Genomic DNA, 19,722 nt, shown 5'->3' on the forward strand with positions numbered 1-19,722 from the left:
GGGTAGGGGGAGGTGGGCGGTCCGCCGCCGGCCGCGCGGTGGGCGGTGGCGGTCTCGGCGCCGGTGGGCGCGGCCCGTCCGGCTTCCAGGACGAGGACCCGCCAGCCCTGCGCACCGAGGCGGTGGGCGACGAGGGTCCCGGCGAAGCCCGCGCCGACCACGACGGCGTCCCAGCGGGCGCTCATCGGCGCTCACCGCCGTTGTCCGGCGCCACTGCGCTTCGGGGTGCCTCGGCCCAGCTGCCGTGGCCGGGGGCTGCGGAGCCGGGCGGGACGGCGTGGAAGGTCCGCCAGACCAGTCCCTGGTCGTGGGCCCGGGCGGAGGAGGGTGCCTCGCCGGGCCAGGCGCCGACGTACCAGAGGTGGACCAGGGCGTGCTCGTCGCGCACCTGGTGGGCCAGCGTGGTGCGGTGGTGCTCGTCCGCCATGCCGGTGGAGCGCAGTTCGGGGACGTCGAATCCGGTCAGCTCGGCGCAGACGCGCAGGAACTCGTCCAGGTCGGCCAGGGCGTCGACGTACTGGTTCGCGACGGGGTCCCAGCACTCCGCCAGGTCGTAGTCGGCCGGGCGGTCGTCGGACACGGGCACGCGGGCACCCCCATGGTCGGCAACGGGTGGCCGAGGCATGACAGGCCGGACGGCGCAACGGTCCGTACGGCGCGACAGGCCCCACAACGCGGCAGGCCCGGGTCGACCCGTCCACCGGACGACCCGGCCTGCCACCGCGATCATGCCGCGCCTCCTCACCACCGGAAACGCGTTGCACGAATCTGCCCGGACTTCGTCACCCCTTGTCCGGTCGGCCGCGCATCACGATCATCCGGCGTCCGCTTCCGGTCGGCCCAGCGCCCGCACGGCCGCCAGGACGTCCAGGCCAAGCTCCGGGTCGGCGTCCTCGGGCAGGCTGACGGACAGCCGGGTGACCAGACCCGCGTACCGGCGGTGGATCTCCCGGGCGACCTCCTCCACCGGACCGCAGACCGCGAAGGCGTCGAACACCTCGTCGTCGATCAGCGCGGCCATCTCCGCCCAGCGGCCGCGCACCGAGTGGGTGTGCAGCTCCTCCTGGAGCTCCTCCCAGCCGTGCTGCGCCAGTACCGGACGGTAGGCCGGCGTGGAGGCGTAGAACGCGAGCCGCTCGCGGGTGGCGGCCCGGTTGGCCGCCAGCTCCTCCTCGGTGCGGCCGGTGGCGGTGAGCACGCTGCCGACGACCTCGAACGGCCGCTCCGTCCATGCGGCGCCCTCCGCCTCGGCCCGGGCCCGCTCCTCGGTCAGGCCCGGCAGCACCTGCTCGGCCAGGTAGGCGGTGGAGGAGAACGGGTGGCTCAGGAAGCCGTCGGCCACCGCCCCGGCGGTCCGGGTCATCAGCGGCCCGACGCCCGCCAGCAGGATGCGCGGCACGCCGGACGGGACCGGGTCCGGGGAGAACACCGGCGTCATCACCGTGTGGGTGTAGAACTCGCCCCGGAAGCGCAGCCGTTCGCCGGTCTGCCAGCTGTGCCAGATCGCCCGCACCGCGTGCACGTACTCGCGCATCCGGGCGGCCGGACGGTCCCAGGGCATTCCGAAGCGCTTCTCGATGTGCGGCTTGACCTGCGAACCCAGCCCGATGACGGCGCGTCCGCCGGAGGCCGCGTGCAGTCCCCAGGCCTGGTAGGCGAGGGTCATCGGGGTCCGGGCGAAGGCCACCGCGATGCCGGTGGCCAGCTCGATCGACTCGGTCCGGTCGGCCGCGCGGGCCAGCTGGAGGAACGGGTCGTACGCGGTCTCGGCCACCACGAGCCGGTCCATGCCCCGGCGTTCGGCCCGCTCGGCGGCGTCCAGGATGCCCGCCGGGTGCCCGGAGGCGGTGGCGTCGAGCCCGAGGGCGGCGGGTCGGGGGGCGGCGGGCCGGAGGGTGGCGGGTCGGTCCATGGGCTGGGCTCCTGGTCGCGGGCGGCTGTGGTACCCGGGTAGCCTGCCACGTCACCTGCCGTCGACGTCCCCGCCCACGTCTCCCGGCACCGCGAACAGCCGGTCCAGGTGCCGGTCCACGGCCGCGAGCACGGCGTCGGGCCCGACCACGTCCAGCTCCAGCAGCGTGGCGAACCCGGTGAGCGCGAGCAGCAGGTCCGTCTCCACCACCGGGTCGCGGTCGGGCGCCAGCTGCCCGTCGGCGATCGCCTGCCGGACCACCTGCTCGACCATCGCCCGCCCCTGGAGCAGGCCGCCGCGCGCCCGAGCGTGGACCTCCTCGTCGTGCAGCGCCTCCAGCACGTGGGCGGCGCTCATCCGGCTGGTCGCCCGCGCGTCGGCGTGCAGGGGCAGCAGCTCGACCAGCATCACCCGCAGCACGTCGCGCGGATGCGGCCGCCCGCCGAGCGCTCCCATCGCCAGGCCGACCCGCTGCGCGCTCTGCTCGCCGGCGAAGTCCATCGCGAAGGAGAGCATCTGCGCCCGGGAGCCGAAGTAGTGCTGGAGCTGCCCGAGCGAGATTCCGGCCTCCTGCGCGACCTCGCGCATCGTCAGGTGGGTGGCGCCGCGCCGTTCCACGACCCGCCACAGCGCGCGGGCGATCGTCTCCCGGCGTTCCCGGTGGTCGACCTGCTTCGGCATCGGCGGCGGCTCCTCGTCCTCGCTCCGCGCACTGCGGATTCTTTTTCATACACTTGACATAATACAGCTGACCTATAACGTGGGAAGAGCCTTCCGAGGGAGGAGCGCCCACATGCCGGAACAGCCCGTCATCCGCACCACCGAGGGACTCGTCCGCGGCCGCTGGGCAGCGCGGCGCGGCCAGGAACAGCAACAGGAGCACGCGCGGCCGGGGGCCCGCGAGCTCGCGGTCTTCCGCGGCATCCGCTACGCCCGACCGCCCGTCGGGGCCCTCCGCTTCGCCGCCCCCGTCGAGCCCGAATCCTGGGACGGCGTCCGCGAGGCCACCGCCTTCGGGCCCGTCGTCCCGCAGTCCGGGCCGATGCCCGCCAGCACGTCCGGAGCGTCCGAGGACACCGACTGGCTGACGCTCGACGTCTGCACGCCCGATCCGGGCGCGGCCGGACTGCCGGTGCTGGTCTGGATCCACGGCGGCGGGTTCATCTCCGGGACCGCCGGCGACCCGCTGTACGACCCGACCGCCCTGGCCACCGCCGGACTGGTCGTGGTGAGCATCAACTACCGGGTCGGCGCCGAGGGCTTCGCACTGCTGGCGGGCGCCCCCGCCAACCGGGCCTTCCTGGACCAGATCGCCGCCCTGCACTGGGTGAGGCGCAACATCGCCCGCTTCGGCGGGGACCCGGCCCGGGTGACCGTCGCCGGGCAGTCCGCGGGCGCCGGCTCGGTCGCCGCCCTGCTCTCGACGAACCGGGCCCGCGGCCTCTTCCGGCGGGCCGTCGCCCACTCGGTGCCGGGCAACCACTGCACTCCCGCGCTGGCCGCCGAGGTCACCGCCGAACTTGCGAAGCTGCTCGGCACGGCCCCCACCGCCGCCGCCCTGGCCGAGGTGCACCCCTGGCGCCTGGCCTCGGCGGTCACCGACCTGGGCGCCGCGCTGCCGGCCCGCCTCGCGCGCTGGGGCCGGCTGGCGCACAGCGGCATCGCCACCGTCCCGGTGGTCGACGGCGAGGTCCTGCCGGGCTCGCCCTGGTCGGCGCTCACCGCCGGCGTGGACCTGCTGGTCGGTCACACCCGGGACGAGTTCCGGCTGTTCAGCGTGCTCAGCGGCCGGCACGGCGGCTTCACCGAGGAAGAGGTCCGGCTGATGCTGGAGCTGTTCGCCCCGCCGCCGGGGGGCCCGGACGCCTACCGGGCCGCCTTCCCGGGGGCGACGCCCTCCGAACTCCTGGAAACCGTCGGCTCCGACGCCCTGTTCCGGGTGCCGTCCGTCCGACTCGCCGAGGCCAACGCGGCCGCCGGCGGCACCTCGTACCTCTTCGAGCTCGCTCTGCCCGCGCCCGCTCTCGACGGCGCCTTCGGCGCCTGCCACGGCCTGGACGTGCCGCTCGCCTTCGGCAGCCTGGACAGCCCGCCGGCACGGCAGTCCCTCGGCGACCCGCCCCCGCCGGAGGCGGTCCGGGTCTCGGCGGAACTGCGACGGGCCTGGGTCCGGTTCGCGACCACCGGCGACCCGGGGTGGCCCGCCTTCGAACCGGACGGGCAGCTCACCCGGGTCCTGGACGCCCGCTCGCGGACCGTCCGCTACCCGGAACAGGCCACGCACCGGATCTGGGCGGGCCATCCCCTCACCGCCTACGACCTCCGCTGACGGACGCCCGGCACGACGGAGGCCCGGCACGACGGGAGCCCGCCCGGCGACGTCGGGCGCCGCGCCGCAGCACCGCCGCGCCGGGCCCCGCCCCAGCCGCTACTTCGCCGACTCCGCCAGCAGCTTCAGCAGCCCGGCGGCCACCAGGGCCGAGGAGGCCGGGTTCTGGCCGGTCACCAGGTTGCGGTCGACCACCGCGTGCGGCGCCCAGGGCTCGCCCTCCTCGAAGTCCACGCCCAGCGCGACCAGCCGGTCCTGGAGCAACCACGGCGCCCGGTCGGCCAGGCCGGCCTGGACCTCCTCGGCGTTGGTGAAACCGGTCACCCGGTACCCGGCGAACGGCGAGCCGCCGCCCTCGGTCCGTGCCGCGAGCAGCGCGGCCGGGCCGTGGCAGACCACGCCCAGCGGGCGTCCCGAGGCGAGCGCCCGGGTGAGCAGCCGACCGGAGTCGGCGTCGACGGCCAGGTCCTCCATCGGGCCGTGGCCGCCGGGGTAGAACACGACGTCGTAGTCGGCCGGGTCGACCTCGGCCAGCACCAGCGGCTGCCGGAACTCGGCGATCTTCGCCAGTTCCTCGGCCAGCTCGGGGTCGGTCAGGCTGGCCCGGTCCGCGACCGGGACGACGCCGCCCGGGGTGGCGACCGCGACCCGGTGGCCCGCCCCGGTGAAGGCGCGGTACGGGACGACCGCCTCCTCCGCCCAGAAGCCGGTCGGATGCTCGGTGCCGTCGTTCAGCGTCCAGACCTTCGAGCCGGTCACGACGAACAGGATGTCGGCCATGGGGTGTGCCTCCAGGGGTGCCGCGGTCCTCGCCGCGACGGTCCGCCGCGGCGCTCACGCCGTCGACGCTAGACGCGCCCTGCCTGCGGGAACCAATGGGCCACGCGATACCGGGCATCGGGATTCCGATACCTCACCCGGACCGTCGAGCCCGCCGGCCGGCCATCGGAATCCCGTAGGCTCGCCGGCATGAGCGATCGGCCGACCACCGGCTCCGGCCCGCTGGACCTCAACCAGCTGCGGACCTTCCTCGCCGTGCACCGGGCGGGCTCCTTCACCGCGGCCGCGCATCTGCTGGGCCTGTCCCAGTCCACGGTGACCGCGCAGATCCGGGCGCTGGAGCAACGGCTCGGCCGGGAACTGTTCGAGCGCCGGGCGCGCGGGGTCAGCCCGCTGCCGTACGCCGACGACCTCGCCACCCGGCTGGCCGGGCCGCTGGACCGCCTCGCGGGCCTCGCCGACGGGCGCGCTGGCGGCGTGCCGGAACCGGTCCACCTCGCCGGGCCCGCCGAGTTCCTCGGCACCGTCCTGCTGGCGGAGCTGGCCCCGCTCGTCGCGGAGGGCGTCCAGCTGCGGGTCACCAATGGGCTGACCGACCCCCTGCTGGCGGAACTGCGGGCCGGGCAGCACGACCTGGTGATCGCCACCCGGCGGCCGCCCGGCCGGACGCTGCTCGCCGAACCGCTCGCCGACGAGGAGTTCGTCCTGGTCGCGGCCCCGCTCTGGGCCGAACGGCTGGCCGGCCGGGAGCTGCCCGGCGCGCTGGCCGAGGTCCCGCTGCTCAGCTACGCCGAGGACCTGCCGATCGCGCGCCGCTACTGGCGGCACGTCTTCGACCGACGGCTGCACGCCCGGGCCGCGGTCACCGTGCCGGACCTGCGGGCGGTGGTCGCGGCGGTGACCGCGGGCGCGGGCTGGAGCGTACTGCCCGGCTACCTGTGCCGGGCCGAACTCGCCACCGGGGCCCTGCGGTTGCTCCACGAGCCGGCCGATCCGCCGATCAACACCGCGTACCTGGTCCGCCGCCCGGCCGGCTCGGCCAACCCGCACGTGGCCCTGGTCCGCGAGCGCCTGCTGGCCGCGGCCCGCACCTGGGCCTGACCCGGCGGCCCGCCTCGGGCCGCCGGGCCACGCCGTTCCAGCAGCCAGCAGCTTGGCAGCCGACAGTCCGGCGGCAATTCCAACCCGTCCATGTGGCCGTCGTCGTGGACGTCCGGGCGAAGCCACCCGTCGCCGGCGACGACGTCGTGCAGGTCCCGGGCCGCCGCGTTGCGCTCCTCGCGCACCGCGCGTTCGATGTGCCGGGCCCGGCGCTCGGCACGCCGGCGCAGCACCAGCCGGGCCCGCTTCTCCCGGCCGTTGGACCGGGCCGCCTCAAGGCCGTCTCCCTGTCGCTGACCGCCGCCGCCTGCTGGCTGCCGGCCCTGCGGGTCGGCGAATGGGGCCACGTCGTGGGCGTCCTGTGCGCCCTGTGCGCCCTCGGTGCCGGTCTGGCGGTGGCCACGGCCGCCGGGTCCGTCCGCCGCTGGACCGCGCTGCCGACCGTCCGGGGCCGCCAGCCGTGGCTGCCTTCGTCGGACGGCCGCCCGCGTCGGCGGGGTGTGGCGGGGGTCTCAGTAGCGGCCGGTCGGTGGTGACCCGGTGTGACGGCGGCGGGCCCGTCAGCGATGCCGCCGAACCCGGGGCGGTGAGGGCGCTCACACACGGATGCGATGAACGACGACGGCTAGCAGTGTCCGTTCTGCCCGTCTTCTGCCACGGGGCGGAACGTGTTCGCGCAGGCGGGGAGGGGTCGAGGCGCCCGGGGCGGCGGCTCCTTGGAATCGGAGCCGGGCGCGCGGCTACGACGGCGGATCGTAGCGAGGGGGTCTTGGCGGGGGCCGATCCGGTCTGGCAACTTGGCATTCGTCGCCAGCCACACCGGCTCCTGTCCCGCCGGTGGACGGCTTCCCGCCGCGTCACACCCCGCGACCGTTCGGCCCCTGTCCGGCCACGGTCGACACGGGGCGTGACACCGGCCCAACCCGAACGAGGTCTTGCTCTACATGCCCGCTTTCAAGCTCCGTATGCGTACCTCTGCCGCGATTCTCGCCGGCGCCGCCGGTGTGACCGCCCTGGGCGCCGCCGTGGTCCCCGCCGTCGCCTCCGCCGCCGAGGCCTCCCCGCAGGCCATCGCCGCCCAGATCGTCCCGGCGGACCAGCTGGCCTCGTTCAGCCAGATCATCTCCCACGAGTCGGGCTGGAACGTGACCGCGACCAACCCGAGCTCCGGCTCCTACGGACTGGGCCAGGCACTGCCGGCCTCCAAGATGGCCTCGGCCGGCGCGGACTGGAAGACCAACCCCTCCACCCAGATCAAGTGGGCGCTGGACTACATGAACACCCGCTACGGCAGCCCGAACGCCGCCTGGAACTTCTGGCAGTCCCACCACTGGTACTAAGCCGACACACCGGCTTCCCCCTCACCCCGGGGGCCGGACAGGGACCACCGGAGTGACCCACGAGGGCCTGCGCCCGCGCATCCCGCGCGAGCACAGGCCCTCGCGCCGTTTCCACCACCCCCGCACACACCAACCGGAAGAACCGGCCCGCGACCGCCGCCTCGCACCGGAACCGTTGACGGCGGCCCGGGTGGCCGGTCGGCTCCCCGAACTCTGACGTTCGGCCACCTCCCGACCGGTACGGGCGATGTGACTGCCCACCCGGTGGAAGTGCGCGGTCGGAGCATCGGACCGGGCGGCACCGGGAGCGCGAGGACCGCGACCCGCGGCACGGCTCCGCGCCGCGGCCGGGGTGGCGTTCGGGTGGTGTCGAACCGCCGCCCGGACGAGATCCCGTCCTGTCGGCAACTGTCGGCGCCCCGCCTTGTGCATGGGTGGAGAGGGCATTCCGATGCCCGGTCCCTGTTCCCGAAGGTGCGGAGCTTTCATGTCACCGCTGTCCGTGGTCCGTCGCCTGGTCCTCGCCCTCCTGCTTCCCCTGCTCGCTCTCGCCGGAGTTGTCGGCAGCGCCACGGCGTCGTCCGCCGCGGGCGCGGCCACGGGAGTCCGGACGGGCGTGGACTGGGACGCCCTCGCCCGGTGCGAGAGCGGAGGGCGCTGGAACGCCGCCACCGGGAACGGCTACTACGGCGGACTGCAGTTCGACGCGGGGACCTGGCGCTCCAACGGAGGCCTCGGCTACGCGCCCCGCGCCGACCAGGCCACCCGCGAGCAGCAGATCGCCGTGGCCGAGAACCTCGCCGCACGCCGCGGCCTGGCCCCGTGGCCGGCCTGCGGAAGGCGTGCCGCCCACGGCGGCGACCACACCGTCGAGCACGCCGCCCGTGACCACCGCCCGACACAGGCACGGCCCCACTCCCCCGCGCCCCTGCTCCGCGCCGACGACGCCGCCTCGGACGACGTGACCGGCGACGATTCGGACACCTGGACCGTGCGACCCGGCGACACCCTCAGCGGTATCGCTCAGACCCTCGGCGTCCCGGACGACTGGCCGGCCCTCCACGAACTGAACCGCGAGGTCATCGGTGACGACCCCGACCTGCTCCTGCCCGGCCAGGTCCTCGCGCTGCGTTGACGAACGCGAACGAACGCGAACGAACGTGCACGCCCCTGCGGACTCCTCCGGCCCTCGGCCGAGCATGCGATCCGGTGTTCGCGCCGTAGCTGTCAGCCGGCCGCAAGGATCTCCACGCCGCGCGTCGCGAGTTGACCGAGGACCGGGTGGCCGGGATCGGCGTCGGTGATCAGTCCGCTGATGTCCTCCCAGGGCAGGACGCGGAACCGGGAGGCGGTGCCGATCTTCTCGGACGAGGCGAGGACGTAGGTGTCCGCGGCCCGTGCGGCCAGGGCGCGTTTCATCGCGGCCTCGTCCGCGTCGCCGGTGGTCAGTCCGACTTCGGGGTGCACGCCGGTGACGCCGAGCAGGCACAGGTCGGCCGAGACGTTCTGGGCGGCCTCGACGGCGGCGGCGCCGCAGGTGACCGCCGAGTGCTTGAAGAGGCGGCCGCCGAGCAGGAAGACCTCGGCCCGGGCATGGTCGAGCAGCGCGGCGGCGATCGTCGGGCTGTGGGTGATCACGGTGCAGGCCAGGTCCGGCGGGAGGGCGTGGGCGACGGCGAGCGCGGTGGTGCCGCCGTCCAGGATCAGGGCGCCGCCCGGCCGGACGAGCGCGGCGGCGACCGCGGCGACCAGCCGTTTGCCGTCCGGCGTGACCGATTGCCGGGCCGCGTAGTCCGCGACGGCCGGGGAGACGGGCAGGGCCCCGCCGTAGACGCGCTGGCAGAGTCCCTCGGCGGCCAGGTCGCGCAGGTCGCGGCGCACGCTGTCCTCGGAGATGCCGAGGTCCGCGGCGACGCCCTTGGCCACGATCTTGCCCTCGCGGGCGAGCAGGCCCAGCAGGTGGTCACGTCTCTCGGCAGCCAGCATCCGTACTTTCTCCTGTTCTTGCACGTTTCTGCGTGTATCGTAGCGCGCCATGACCGAGAAGCCCATGCTCGTCCCGCAGGGGGCGGCGTGACCCCCCGCCCCGGGACCGACATCCCGGACCACCGCGGCCGCACCGGCCTCGACCGCGCCGGACGCGACCTGACCCGCAACCCCGACGTCGTGGTGCGAGACGTGGAACTCACCTCGCAGGGCTGGCACGTCCTGCGCCGCACCACCTTCGACTACCGGCGCCACGACGGACGCTGGGTCACCCAGCAGCGCGAGACCTACGACCGCGGGAACGGCGCGGTCGTCCTGCCGTACGACGCCGAGCGCGGCCTGGTGCTGCTCACCCGCCAGTTCCGCTACCCGGCGTACGTCAACGACCACCCGGACGGCATGCTCGTCGAGGCCGCCGCCGGGCTGCTCGACGGCGACGACCCGCTCGCCGCCGTCCGGCGCGAGAGCGCCGAGGAACTCGGCGTCACGCTCGGCCCGCTCACCCACGTCCTCGACGCCTACATGAGCCCCGGCTCCGTCACCGAGCGCCTGCACTTCTACGCCGCCCCCTACACCCCGGCCGACCGCACCGGAACCGGTGGCGGACTCGAGGAGGACGGTGAGGACATCGAGGTGCTCGAACTGCCCTTCGCCGACGCCCTCGCCATGGTCCGCGACGGACGCATCACCGACGGCAAGACCATCCTGCTCCTGCAGTGGGCCGCCCTGAACGGGCCCTTCGCCGCCGCGCCGGCCGCCCGGTCCGGGGCGGCCGAGGACTCGTGAGTCACGCGCTGTCCCGTAGTCCCGTGATGTCGAGCGGCGGCAGCCGCGACAGCTCGACCGCGGCGGCCGTTCACGGCCGCGGTGCACCACCCTCCACGCCACCGACCTGCACAGCGGTCCGCTCGCCGACCCGCGGATGACGGACGACCGGGCGGCCCGCCTCAGGCCGCCAGGTCCCGGCGTTCCAGCAGCCGGAAGGCCGCCGCCAGCCCGATCAGCCCCACCCCGAGCAGGACGCCGAAGGCCGCCCACGGCACTCCGCCGTGGCCGAGCACGTCGCCCGGCGCGTAGTAGTGGAACGGGCTGAGGTAGCGCAGCGACCTGGCCGGGGACCAGGCCAGCGCGACGAAGTTGAGCGCGAAGCCGACCGCGCCGAACGCGACGGCCGCGCCGATCACGTGGGCCCGCCGCCGACTGATCGCGGAGACCGCCAGCACCGGCCCGGTCAGGCAGAACGCGAGGGCGCAGCCGAGCAGTCCGGCGGTGAACACCGCGCTCAGCGGGACGGCGGCACGCAGGGTGGCGGAGGCCGCCACCCCGAGCGCGAGGGTCAGCGTGGCGGCGGCGTTGAGCAGCACGGTGGCGGCGATCAGGGCGCCGGCCCGTTCGGCGAGCAGCCGGCGACGGGAGACCGGGCGGGTCATCAGCAGCTCGATGGTCCCGGACTCGACGTCGGCCGCGACGGCGGCGGCGCCGAGCGAGCCGATCACGGTCAGCTGGAGGGCGATCCAGAACGGGTGGGTGAGTCCGGCGCCGAGCAGACCGGGGTAGCTGGCGATGGAGACGTCGCCGTTGGAGCCGCTGAAGGCCTTGAACGCGCCGGGCGGGGTGCGGCGTTCGCCGAACAGGTCGCCGGTCGGGACGGTCCCGGCGATCACCACGATCAGGGTCTCGAAGACGACCATGCCGAACAGCAGGGAGAGCAGCATCCGGCGGCGCCGGTGCAGGGCGAGCCAGACCAGCGGGAGGCGGCGGTTGACGGTGCCCGGGTTCACGGCCGCTCCTCCGGTTCCGGGAGGCTGCCGCCGTTCGCGTGCTCCTCGGCCCCGACGGACCGGTAGAGGTCGAGGAAGGCCTCGTCCAGGCCCGCCTCCTCCACCGTCAGGTCGGCCACCGGCTGTTCGGCGAGCAGGTCGCGCACCGCGGCGACCACCTCGTCCGGTGGCACCAGCAGCTCGACCCGGGGGCCGTCCCAGCGCGGGGACCAGCGCTCCGCGGTGCCGAGCGGCCTGGCGCCGCGCCCGTCGTCGAGGAGCAGCCGGACCCGGCGGGCCCGGGCCTGGCGCAGTTCGGCCACCGAGCGGACGGTGACCAGCCGGCCGTGGCGGACGATGGCGACCCGGCCGCAGGTCCGCTGCACCTCGGGCAGCACGTGGCTGGAGAGCAGGACGGTCCGCCCGGCGGCGGTCTCCTCGGCGAGCAGTTCGTAGAAGGTCTCCTGGACCAGCGGGTCGAGTCCCTCGCTCGGTTCGTCCAGCACCACGACCGGCGGCCGGTGCTGGAGCGACTGGACGAGCCCGAGCTTCTGCTTCATGCCGCGCGAGTACTGCCCCACCGGCCGGGCCAGGTCGGCGCGGGAGAGCTTGAGGCGATCGCACAGCTCCTGCTGGCGCGGTACCGGCGCGCCCTGGAGGGCGGCGAGCAGGTCGAGGGTCTGCTGTCCGGTGAGCTCGGGGTAGAGCCGCAGTTCGCCGGGCAGGTAGCCGATCGAGGGGGCGAGCCGGCCGTGGTCGGCCACCGGGTCCAGGCCGAGCACCCGCACCTGCCCGTCGCTGGGGCTGAGCAGGCCGACCAGGCAGCGCAGCGTGGTGGTCTTCCCGGCGCCGTTGGGGCCGAGCAGGCCGAACACCTCGCCGGCCTCGACCGACACGTCCAGCCGGTCGATGCCGACCGTGCCGCCGTAGTGCTTGGTGAGCGAGCGCAGTTCGATCACCGGGCCGTCGCCGGCGCTCCGGCGGTCGACGGCTGGCTCCGGGTTCCCCGGCATGACCACCTCCTGTGACGGACACGCTCGCGGGACGGGCGCGCTCCGGTGACGGTGACGGATGCGTCCGACATCAAAGCGCGCCCGGCCGGGCGAGTCGAGGGACGCGCCCGGACCGGTGCGGCGAACTCACCCCTCGCTCCCCCGGGCTCACCCCTTGCACACGCCCAACGGCACCAGCCGGGCGACCTGGCGGGCGAGCCCGGCGGCCTCCGTGACGGCGGCCACCGCGTCGACGTCCTTGTACGCCTCGGGCGTCTCCTCGGCCAGTGCCCGCCAGGAGGCCGGCCGCACCGCGATGCCCCGTGCCTCCAGCTCGCTCTTCAGCTGCTCGCCGCGGACCGTACGCAGCGCCTGGTGGCGGCTCAGCACCCGCCCGGCGCCGTGGCAGGCGGAGCGGAAGGCCTCGTTGCCGGGCAGGCCGACCATGACGTACGAGGCGGTGCCCATGGTGCCGGGCACCAGCACGGGCTGCCCGGCCGCCACCAGGTCGGCGGGCAGGTCGGGGTCGCCGGGCGGCAGGGCCCGGGTGGCGCCCTTGCGGTGCACGCACAGCGTCCGGAGCTCGCCGTCCACCTCGTGGGTCTCCAGCTTGGCGAGGTTGTGCGAGACGTCGTAGACCAGTTCCAGTCCGACCCCGAGCACGGTGGCGAAGGCGCGGCGGGCCGACTCCGAGAGCAGTTGCCGGTTGGCCCGGCCGTAGTTGGCGGCGGCGGTCATGGCGCCCAGGTAGGCGCGGCCGCGCGGGGAGTCGACCGGGGTGCAGGCGAGCTGGCGGTCGGGGACCTCGATCCGGTAGCGGTGCAGTTCTCGGTCCATGGCGCGGACGTGGTCGGTGCAGATCTGGTGGCCGAGGCCGCGCGAACCGCAGTGGATCATGACGCAGACCTGGCCGGGCCGCAGTCCGAAGGCGGCGGCGGTCCCCGGGTCGTGCACCCGGTCGACGGCCTGCACCTCCAGGAAGTGGTTGGCCGAGCCGAGGCTGCCGACCTGCTGCAGCCCGCGCTCGACCGCCCGGGTGCTCACCTCGCCGGGGGCCGCACCGGCCAGCACGCCGCGGTCCTCGCAGCGTTCCAGGTCGCGGGGCACGCCGTGGCCGTGCTCGACGGCGTAGCGGGCGCCGCCGAGCAGGAGTTCGTCCAGTTCCTCCGCCCCGGACAGCCGCCACAGGCCGCCCCGGCCCAGGCCGCGCGGGACGGTGCGGTCCAGCAGGTCCATCAGGCGGTCGAGCCGTTCGCGGTCGAGTTCGTCCCGGCCGATGCCGGCCGCCAGCAGCCGGACCCCGCAGGAGATGTCGAAGCCCACCCCGCCGGGGGAGACCACCCCGCCCCGTTCGACGTCGGTGGCGGCGACCCCGCCGATCGGGAAGCCGTAGCCCCAGTGCACGTCGGGCATCGCGTAGGAGGCGCGGACGATCCCGGGCAGCGTCGCGACGTTCGCCACCTGCTCCAGGGCCTTGTCCCCGGCGGCCTGCGGCAGCAGCGCAGCGGTCGCGAACACCACGCCGGGCACCCGCATCGGCGGCCGCGGCTCGATCCGCCAGCGGTTCCGGCCCGCCTCGACCAGTGCGATCTCCACCTCGCTCACCCCGCTCCCGCAGGTCCGGTCCGCTTCGCTCGGGGCCGGGCTCAGACGTCCACGGTGACCCGGCAGGTCCAGCCGTCCGGTCCGGCGCTCAGGTCCAGGTCGTGCAGTGCGACGGCCTTCGGTACGGCGCCGACGAGGGTGGCCGTGGCGGCGTCGGCCATCCGGAAGCGGACCGTCACCCGGCGGGCGCCGTCCAGGCCCTCGATCGGCCCGATCGCCACCGCCACCGGCAGTTCGCCGTCGGCGTCCATCCGGTAGACGACCTCCTCCAGGACGCCCGCGAGCAGGTCCGGGTCGCTCACCGCGAGGACGGTGCAGTCCCGCTCGCCGACGATCCGCGCGCCGCCGAGGTCGGCGAAGCCGGCGACGACGGCGCGCACCAGCTCGCCGATGCAGCCCTCGGCCGTCGGTGCCCAGGCCTCGACCTGCAGGTCGGCCGTGTGCGGCACGCTCCGGTGGCCGACGGCGGACCGGCCCGCGGGCTCGTGTCCGTCCACGGGCGACGCCTCCCGTGCTCGTTGCCGTTCCCCTCCAGCGTCGTCCCGCGGACCGCCCGGCGGCAAGTGCGGGTCGCCGCGCCCGAGCCCGGCTGCTTCCCGACCTCGGCGGCGCCCCGACCTCGGTTACGACCCGACCTCGGTCACCACCCGACCGAGGCCAGGTAGGCGGCGGTGAGCTCGGGGGTGGCCAGCCAGGCGGCGTGGTCGCTCGGCTCGGCGTAGGTGTTGGCGAGCCGGCGGCCGACCTCCGGGTGCTCGGCGGCTGCCGCGAACACGGCCTGGAGGTGCTCCGGGACGGTCAGCATCGCGGCCGTGAACTCCACGCTGTGGCGGGACTGCTGCTGCCAGAACCGTTCCGCGCTGCGGCACATCCAGTCGGCCGTGTACGGGGCGTCGCCGTGCTCGACGACCGCCCGGCGGCAGGCCTCCGCCGCCCGGGCGGCGTTGTTGGCGCCCTGGCCGGTGATCGGGTCGGTCACCACCACCGCGTCGCCGAGGCCCAGCACGTGGACGGCCTCCACGCCCGAGCCGAGTTCGGCCACCGGACGCCGGACCACCGGGGTGACGGCACCGAACAGCCCGGCCCCGGCGTCGGTCGGCTCGGCCTGCGTCCAGAACTCGGCCTCCCAGGGCAGGTACTCGCCCAACAGCTCGCGGATACGGGCCAGTTGGACGTCCGGCGGCGGGGCGTCGCCGAACGCGTCGAGCGGGCCGCCGGGGATCGCCTCCCAGAGCAGGATGTCGCAGGGGCCGGAGAGGGTGAGCGCCGGTTGCAGGTACAGCTCGCCGAGGCCCGGCAGGGCGTTCATCCGGGCCCTCGGGCCGGCGGCCGGGGCCGGCGAGCCGACGCCGTGCGCGTACAGGCAGGACAGGGCCCGCTGCGGCCGGTCGAAGGGCGAGCGGACGGCGTCGCGCTCGAAGATCCCGGACAGGGCGCCGCGCCCGGCGGCGACCACGGTCAGCTCGTGCCGTCGGGCCAGCTCGTGCAGTCCGGCGCGGTCCAGCGTGCGGTACTCGATCTCGCCGCCGCGCTCGGCCAGCAGCTCCAGCCAGCCGGCCAGCTTGAGCCGCTGGTCCACCGACTGGGCGGGCTCGTCCAGCGTCATGGTGTACTCCAGCGCGCGCACGCCCGGGGGCGCCGCCAGCACCGCCTCCACCGAGGAGACGGACGGCGCCCGATCCGCCCAGAGGTCCAGCCCGGCGGCCGCCTCGATCCGCAGCGCGGGGCCGAACATCGCCTGGGTGGACAGCACCCGGCCGGCGCGCAGCTGCTCCGGGGTGCGCTCGGCGACCAGCGTCACCCGGTACCCGTCCGCCACCAGCCCGAGCGCGAGCTGGAGGCCGGCCTGGCCCGCTCCGACAACGGCGATCCGGCGCACGGCTGCCTCCCGATGATCTGCTGATGGGCCGTCAACCAGGCACAGTAGTCGAGCGGGAGCGCTCCGGTCACCGGTTCGGGCACGTCGGTTCGAGGGCCGACCCGGTGTCCGGTTCGCGGCGCCCGTTCGCGGCGCCGCCGGGCCGTAGCAGGGCGCCGCAGGACCTTCGCGGGGCCGCCGCGGGTGGGCCGCCGCTCCGGGTGCCCACCCGGACCGGCTCAGCCGCGCAGGTGCGCGGTGATCACCTCCACCACGTCCGCGGTCCGGTCGGCCAGGTAGAAGTGCCCGCCCCGGAAGACCCGCAGGTCGAAGGCGCCGGTGGTGTGCCGCTCCCACTGGCCGACCTGGTCGACGGTGGCGTGCACGTCGGACTCCCCCGCCAGGGCGGTGATCGGCAGCGACACGGTCGCGTCCGGGGCGCTGCGGTAGGTCTCGACGGCCGTGTAGTCGGCCCGCAGGCTCGGCAGGATCAGCTCGCGCAGGGCGGAGAGGGCGAGGACCCGCTCGTCCGTGCCGCCGAGCGCGGAGATCTCGGCGAGCAGTTCGTCGTCCGGCAGCTGGTGGATCCTGGTCGTGCGGGGCAGCGAGGGCGCGCGGCCGGCCGAGACGAACAGCCGGTCGGGCCCCTTCACGCCGTCGCGCTCGAAGCACCGGACCGTCTCGAAGGCGACGGCCGCGCCCATGCTGTGCCCGAAGAAGGTCAGCGGCCGGTCCGCCCACTCCCGCAGTTCCCGGGCGAGCTGCTCGGCGAGCCCGGTCACCGAGCCGATCGTCGGCTCGCCGATGCGGTTCTGCCGGCCGGGGTACTGGACGGCGAGCACATCGGCGTGCGGCGCCAGCGCGTTGGCGTACTCCAGGTAGTAGCTGGCCGAGCCGCCGGCGTGCGGGAAGATCACGATCCGGGCGGGCGCGGAGTCGGACGGGTTGAACCTGCGGAACCACGGATTCTCGACGACGGCGCTGCTGGACATGCGGGGTGTGACCTCTCTCCGTGACGGACTCTGCCGGCCTCAGTCTGGCAGTGCCGGGGGCGGCCGCGGGCCGATCCGGCGATCATGGTCCCCGGGTAGGCCGATTCTCGCCCGTCGCGGGCCCGCTCGCGGCCGGTGGCCGGGCGGCCCTGCCTGCGGCACCCGGCCGGCCGGGCCCACCCGCGGCCGACGGTCAGCCCGCTCCGAAGCGCACCGTCTCGGCGCGGGCGCGGGAGACGGCGTCCAGCAGCAGCACGGACGAGGCCTCCGGCGTCGGCATCGGGCCGTCGGAGCGCACGTGCCGGGTGAAGGCGGCCAACAGCCCCTCCAGGCCGCGGCGGTGGCGGGCGAAGACCCTGGCGGAGGCACGCCGACCGCGGGCCCGCTGACCGTCCAGCGCGGTGGCGGCGCCGACGTCCAGCAGCACCAGGTGCAGTTCGCGGCCCTGCCGGCCCGCCTCCCGGGCGAGCCAGCGCCGCATCCAGGCCCGGCTGCCGCAGTCGTGCACCAGCAGCGGACCCCCGCCGCGCACCGAGGAGCGCAGCAGCCGGAAGTGCTCCAGCCGGGCCCACGGCCGGTACACCGCGTACGGCAGGGCGGCGGGCATCACCGCCTCGCAGGCCTCGTGCACCGTCCGAGGGTCCACCGCCAGGACCGCCGCCCCGGACCAGCGGCGCAGCAGCGTGCTCTTCCCGGCCCCGGGCAGCCCGGACACCACCACGACGGCGTCGGCCGGGTAGGCGGTGACGAAGCCCGCCCCGGCCTCGCCCCGCAGATCGACCACTCCGTACGGCGCCACGACCGCGTCCACCCTGCCGCCCACCAGCCCGAGCCCCCGTTCACGTCCGACCGGGAACCCTAACAACAACCCCGCCCCGGCCACGCCCCGCCCCGCCCGCGCGCCGGTGCCCGTGGGGCCCCGGTCGACCGCAGTGCATCCGTGGGGCCGGACATCCACTAGGCTGACACGCCGTCAGACAGGAGGGCGGGCCATGGCGGAGGCGGCTCCGACGTACACCGCGCTGGTGCTGGACGGGCTGGCGCGTGATCCCGGCCGGGTGGCGATCCGGTCCGGGGACGGGGCGTGGAGCGCGCAGCAGTGCCTGGACCTGGTCCACCGCGCCGCCCGGGCACTGGAGCGGGCCGGGCTCGGGCGCGGGGACGGGGTGACGGTGCTGGCCGGGAACCGGCCGGAGGCGCTGCTGGTGCGGCTGGCCGCGAACCTGCTGGGCTGCCGGGTCGCGATGCCGTTCCCGGACGGGCCGGTCGCGGAGCAGGTGGCGCTGGCGGAGTTCGCCGGAACCTCCGCGCTGGTCTTCGACCCGGTCCGGTGCGCGGCCGCGGCCGAAGGGATCGCCGGGGCCGTGCCCTCGGCCGCTCTGCTCTCCCTGGGCCCGGCACCGCTCGGGCTCGGCACGGACCTGCTGGACCTCGCCGCGGCCCGTTCCCCCGCCCCGCTCGAACCCCGTTACCGGCCCGAGGACGTGATGGCGGTGCGGTTCACCGGCGGCACCACCGGGCGTCCGAAGGGGGTGCTGCGCCGCTTCACCCGTCCGCCGCGCCCACGGCTGCTGTCCGGGTCGGTCTTCCTGCTGTGCACCCCGCTCTGCCACGGCGGCGGCACCACGGCGGATCTGGCGCTGGCCGCGGGCGGCACGGTGGTGATGCAGGACGGCTTCGACGCCGGGGCCGTGCTGGCGGCGGTCGAGCGGCACCGGGTGTCCCGGATGTACCTGCCGCCGCACCTGTTGTACCGGCTGCTCGACCACCCGCTGCTGCCCAGCACCGACACCGGCAGCCTGCGCCGGGTCGGCTACACCGGCTGCGCGGCCTCGCCGCGGCGCCTCGCCGAGGCGACCCGGCGACTGGGCCGGGTGCTGCACCAGACCTACAGCCTGACGGAGTGCGGGCCGGTCGCCCGACTGGACCCGGACGAGCACCTGGCACCGCGGCTGCTGACCACCGCCGGCCGGCCGTACCCGGACACCGGGCTGCGCATCCTGGACGAGGACGGCGCCGAGCTGCCGCCGGACCGGACCGGGGAGATCTGCGTCCGCACGCCGACCGCCATGGTGGGCTACTGGCGCGACCCGGAGCTGACCGAGCGGGTGTTCAGGGACGGCTGGCTGCACACCGGCGACCTGGGCAGCCTGGACGCGGCCGGCTACCTGACGGTGGCCGGCCGGCGGAGCCCGATGGCGATCATCGAGGGGCACAATGTGTTCCCCCGCGAGATCGAGGAGCCGCTGCGCACCCACCCGGAGGTCCGGGAGGCGGTGATGTTCACGACCACCGACCCGGACCGCCTGGAGCGGGTGCACGCCGCCGTCGCCCTCGCCCCCGGGTCGCGGCTGACGGCCGAGCAGCTGCACCGGTGGTGCCGGGCGCGCGGCCTCGGCCTATGCGCCCCCGACACACTCCTGCTGCTGCCCGCGATCCCGCTGAACGGGCTCGGGAAGCCGGACCTCGTCGCCCTGCGGGCCCAGATAAGCAGCGGGACCGGACGGGCGGCTGCCACCGTGGGGGCGCGCGACGGGGTGTGACGCGCCCTGAAAGTGCTTCGAGCGCCCATGTGGGCGGCCTCTTGTGCACCATCCGGCGGGAAGAACCGTCCGTGGGCACTCGACCGTGCGGCCCGGCCTGCCGATACATCCCCGGCGGCGTCGTGCAGGTCAGTGCGGGCCGCACCGTCCCCCAGGAGGCACTACCTTGACCTGGCTACGCGTCCTGACCGCGCTGGGCATCCTCGCCGTGGCGGCCAGTGCCCTGATCGTCTTCGCCCTCTGCACCGCCACCTCACGCGGCGATCGCGCCGCGCAGGAGGCACCGCCCGACCTCCGTACCGAGGCCGAGGGCAGCGGCCTCTTCCAGCGGATGGGCGGCGACGGCTGACCGTCCCGGGAGGCGGCGACCGCCTCCCGGGACCGGCGCGCTCCGGGCAGATCTGTTCCGGGCGGGCGCGCTCCGGTCAGCAACGCGCTCCAGGTGGGCGCGCTCCGGTCAGTGCGCGCCCCCGGTCGGCAACGCGCTCCGGATGGGCGCGCTCCGGTCAGTGCGCGCCCCCGGT

Annotated in this window: 21 protein-coding genes; 8 read left to right on the top strand and 13 right to left on the bottom strand. The window is 75.5% G+C overall.

The annotated features are described in order from the left end of the window. The 4 genes from ACIQOV_RS00260 to ACIQOV_RS00275 form a co-directional block, all read right to left on the bottom strand. On the bottom strand, nt 1-185 hold a 185-nt coding region (locus ACIQOV_RS00260; RefSeq protein ID WP_401043156.1), incomplete at its 3' end, for an FAD-dependent oxidoreductase. Beyond that, nucleotides 182-586: a hypothetical protein gene (locus ACIQOV_RS00265; protein ID WP_380540982.1), complete on the bottom strand. Its 405-nt coding sequence runs from the start codon at nt 584-586 to the stop codon at nt 182-184. The genes ACIQOV_RS00260 and ACIQOV_RS00265, both read right to left, overlap by 4 nt. Before the next feature lie 228 nt (nt 587-814). Then, complete coding sequence (locus ACIQOV_RS00270) at nt 815-1,912, bottom strand: TIGR03617 family F420-dependent LLM class oxidoreductase (protein WP_401043158.1); 1,098 nt, start codon at nt 1,910-1,912, stop codon at nt 815-817. 51 nt (nt 1,913-1,963) lie between these two features. Then, nucleotides 1,964-2,593: a TetR/AcrR family transcriptional regulator gene (locus tag ACIQOV_RS00275; protein ID WP_401043159.1), complete on the bottom strand. Its 630-nt coding sequence runs from the start codon at nt 2,591-2,593 to the stop codon at nt 1,964-1,966. A gap of 112 nt (nt 2,594-2,705) precedes the next feature. Between ACIQOV_RS00275 and ACIQOV_RS00280 the strand changes: the two genes are divergently transcribed. Further along, entirely contained in the window at nt 2,706-4,241 is a 1,536-nt protein-coding gene (locus tag ACIQOV_RS00280; protein WP_401043161.1) for a carboxylesterase/lipase family protein, read from the top strand. 99 nt (nt 4,242-4,340) lie between these two features. Here the strand turns inward: ACIQOV_RS00280 and ACIQOV_RS00285 are convergent, their stop codons facing one another. Continuing rightward, nucleotides 4,341-5,021 carry a type 1 glutamine amidotransferase domain-containing protein gene (locus ACIQOV_RS00285; protein WP_401043163.1) on the bottom strand — a complete coding sequence of 227 codons (681 nt, stop codon included), beginning with the start codon at nt 5,019-5,021 and terminating at the stop codon, nt 4,341-4,343. Between the two features lie 189 nt (nt 5,022-5,210). Between ACIQOV_RS00285 and ACIQOV_RS00290 the strand changes: the two genes are divergently transcribed. From ACIQOV_RS00290 to ACIQOV_RS00305, 4 genes are all read left to right on the top strand, one after another. Then, nucleotides 5,211-6,122: a LysR family transcriptional regulator gene (locus tag ACIQOV_RS00290; protein WP_401043165.1), complete on the top strand. Its 912-nt coding sequence runs from the start codon at nt 5,211-5,213 to the stop codon at nt 6,120-6,122. Nucleotides 6,123-6,214: 92 nt separating this feature from the next. After that, complete coding sequence (locus ACIQOV_RS00295; protein ID WP_401043167.1) at nt 6,215-6,658, top strand: hypothetical protein; 444 nt, start codon at nt 6,215-6,217, stop codon at nt 6,656-6,658. Nucleotides 6,659-7,087: 429 nt separating this feature from the next. Beyond that, nucleotides 7,088-7,462, top strand: a complete 375-nt coding sequence (locus ACIQOV_RS00300) for a transglycosylase SLT domain-containing protein (protein ID WP_392863032.1) — start codon at nt 7,088-7,090, stop codon at nt 7,460-7,462. Nucleotides 7,463-7,949: 487 nt separating this feature from the next. Next, complete coding sequence (locus tag ACIQOV_RS00305) at nt 7,950-8,597, top strand: transglycosylase family protein (protein WP_401043168.1); 648 nt, start codon at nt 7,950-7,952, stop codon at nt 8,595-8,597. 92 nt (nt 8,598-8,689) lie between these two features. Here the strand turns inward: ACIQOV_RS00305 and ACIQOV_RS00310 are convergent, their stop codons facing one another. Then, entirely contained in the window at nt 8,690-9,448 is a 759-nt protein-coding gene (locus ACIQOV_RS00310; RefSeq protein WP_401043170.1) for a DeoR/GlpR family DNA-binding transcription regulator, read from the bottom strand. 87 nt (nt 9,449-9,535) lie between these two features. On the opposite strand from ACIQOV_RS00310, the gene ACIQOV_RS00315 reads away from it, so the two are divergent. Beyond that, on the top strand, nt 9,536-10,234 hold the full coding sequence (locus ACIQOV_RS00315) for an NUDIX domain-containing protein (protein WP_401043172.1): 699 nt from the start codon (nt 9,536-9,538) through the stop codon (nt 10,232-10,234). Between the two features lie 161 nt (nt 10,235-10,395). On the opposite strand, the gene ACIQOV_RS00320 is transcribed toward ACIQOV_RS00315, so the two are convergent. The 7 genes from ACIQOV_RS00320 to ACIQOV_RS00350 all read right to left on the bottom strand — a co-directional run bounded on the left by ACIQOV_RS00320 (nt 10,396) and on the right by ACIQOV_RS00350 (nt 17,454). Beyond that, complete coding sequence (locus ACIQOV_RS00320) at nt 10,396-11,229, bottom strand: ABC transporter permease subunit (protein WP_401043173.1); 834 nt, start codon at nt 11,227-11,229, stop codon at nt 10,396-10,398. Further along, nucleotides 11,226-12,221 carry an ABC transporter ATP-binding protein gene (locus tag ACIQOV_RS00325; RefSeq protein ID WP_401043174.1) on the bottom strand — a complete coding sequence of 332 codons (996 nt, stop codon included), beginning with the start codon at nt 12,219-12,221 and terminating at the stop codon, nt 11,226-11,228. The genes ACIQOV_RS00320 and ACIQOV_RS00325 overlap by 4 nt, the downstream gene beginning before the upstream one ends. A 147-nt stretch (nt 12,222-12,368) precedes the next feature. Further along, complete coding sequence (locus ACIQOV_RS00330; RefSeq protein ID WP_401043176.1) at nt 12,369-13,805, bottom strand: RtcB family protein; 1,437 nt, start codon at nt 13,803-13,805, stop codon at nt 12,369-12,371. A 41-nt stretch (nt 13,806-13,846) separates the two neighbouring features. Then, nucleotides 13,847-14,302, bottom strand: a complete 456-nt coding sequence (locus tag ACIQOV_RS00335; RefSeq protein ID WP_387694333.1) for an archease — start codon at nt 14,300-14,302, stop codon at nt 13,847-13,849. A gap of 143 nt (nt 14,303-14,445) precedes the next feature. Then, nucleotides 14,446-15,684, bottom strand: coding sequence for a styrene monooxygenase/indole monooxygenase family protein (locus ACIQOV_RS00340; RefSeq protein WP_401043178.1), 1,239 nt, complete (start codon nt 15,682-15,684; stop codon nt 14,446-14,448). A 218-nt stretch (nt 15,685-15,902) separates the two neighbouring features. Further along, a complete protein-coding gene (locus ACIQOV_RS00345; protein ID WP_401043180.1) occupies nt 15,903-16,655 on the bottom strand; it encodes a thioesterase II family protein in 753 nt (250 codons plus the stop codon). Nucleotides 16,656-16,848: 193 nt separating this feature from the next. Further along, nucleotides 16,849-17,454 carry an AAA family ATPase gene (locus tag ACIQOV_RS00350; protein ID WP_401043182.1) on the bottom strand — a complete coding sequence of 202 codons (606 nt, stop codon included), beginning with the start codon at nt 17,452-17,454 and terminating at the stop codon, nt 16,849-16,851. Between the two features lie 193 nt (nt 17,455-17,647). Between ACIQOV_RS00350 and ACIQOV_RS00355 the strand changes: the two genes are divergently transcribed. Together ACIQOV_RS00355 and ACIQOV_RS00360 are read left to right on the top strand one after the other, a co-directional pair. Next, entirely contained in the window at nt 17,648-19,198 is a 1,551-nt protein-coding gene (locus ACIQOV_RS00355; RefSeq protein ID WP_401043184.1) for an AMP-binding protein, read from the top strand. A gap of 166 nt (nt 19,199-19,364) precedes the next feature. Then, nucleotides 19,365-19,547 (top strand): hypothetical protein, encoded by a 183-nt coding sequence (locus ACIQOV_RS00360; RefSeq protein ID WP_387694339.1) that lies wholly within the window; start codon nt 19,365-19,367, stop codon nt 19,545-19,547. Nucleotides 19,548-19,722: the final 175 nt, after the last annotated feature.

The organism is Kitasatospora sp. NPDC091257 (assembly GCF_044757675.1).
Lineage (GTDB): Bacteria > Actinomycetota > Actinomycetes > Streptomycetales > Streptomycetaceae > Kitasatospora > Kitasatospora lactacystinica.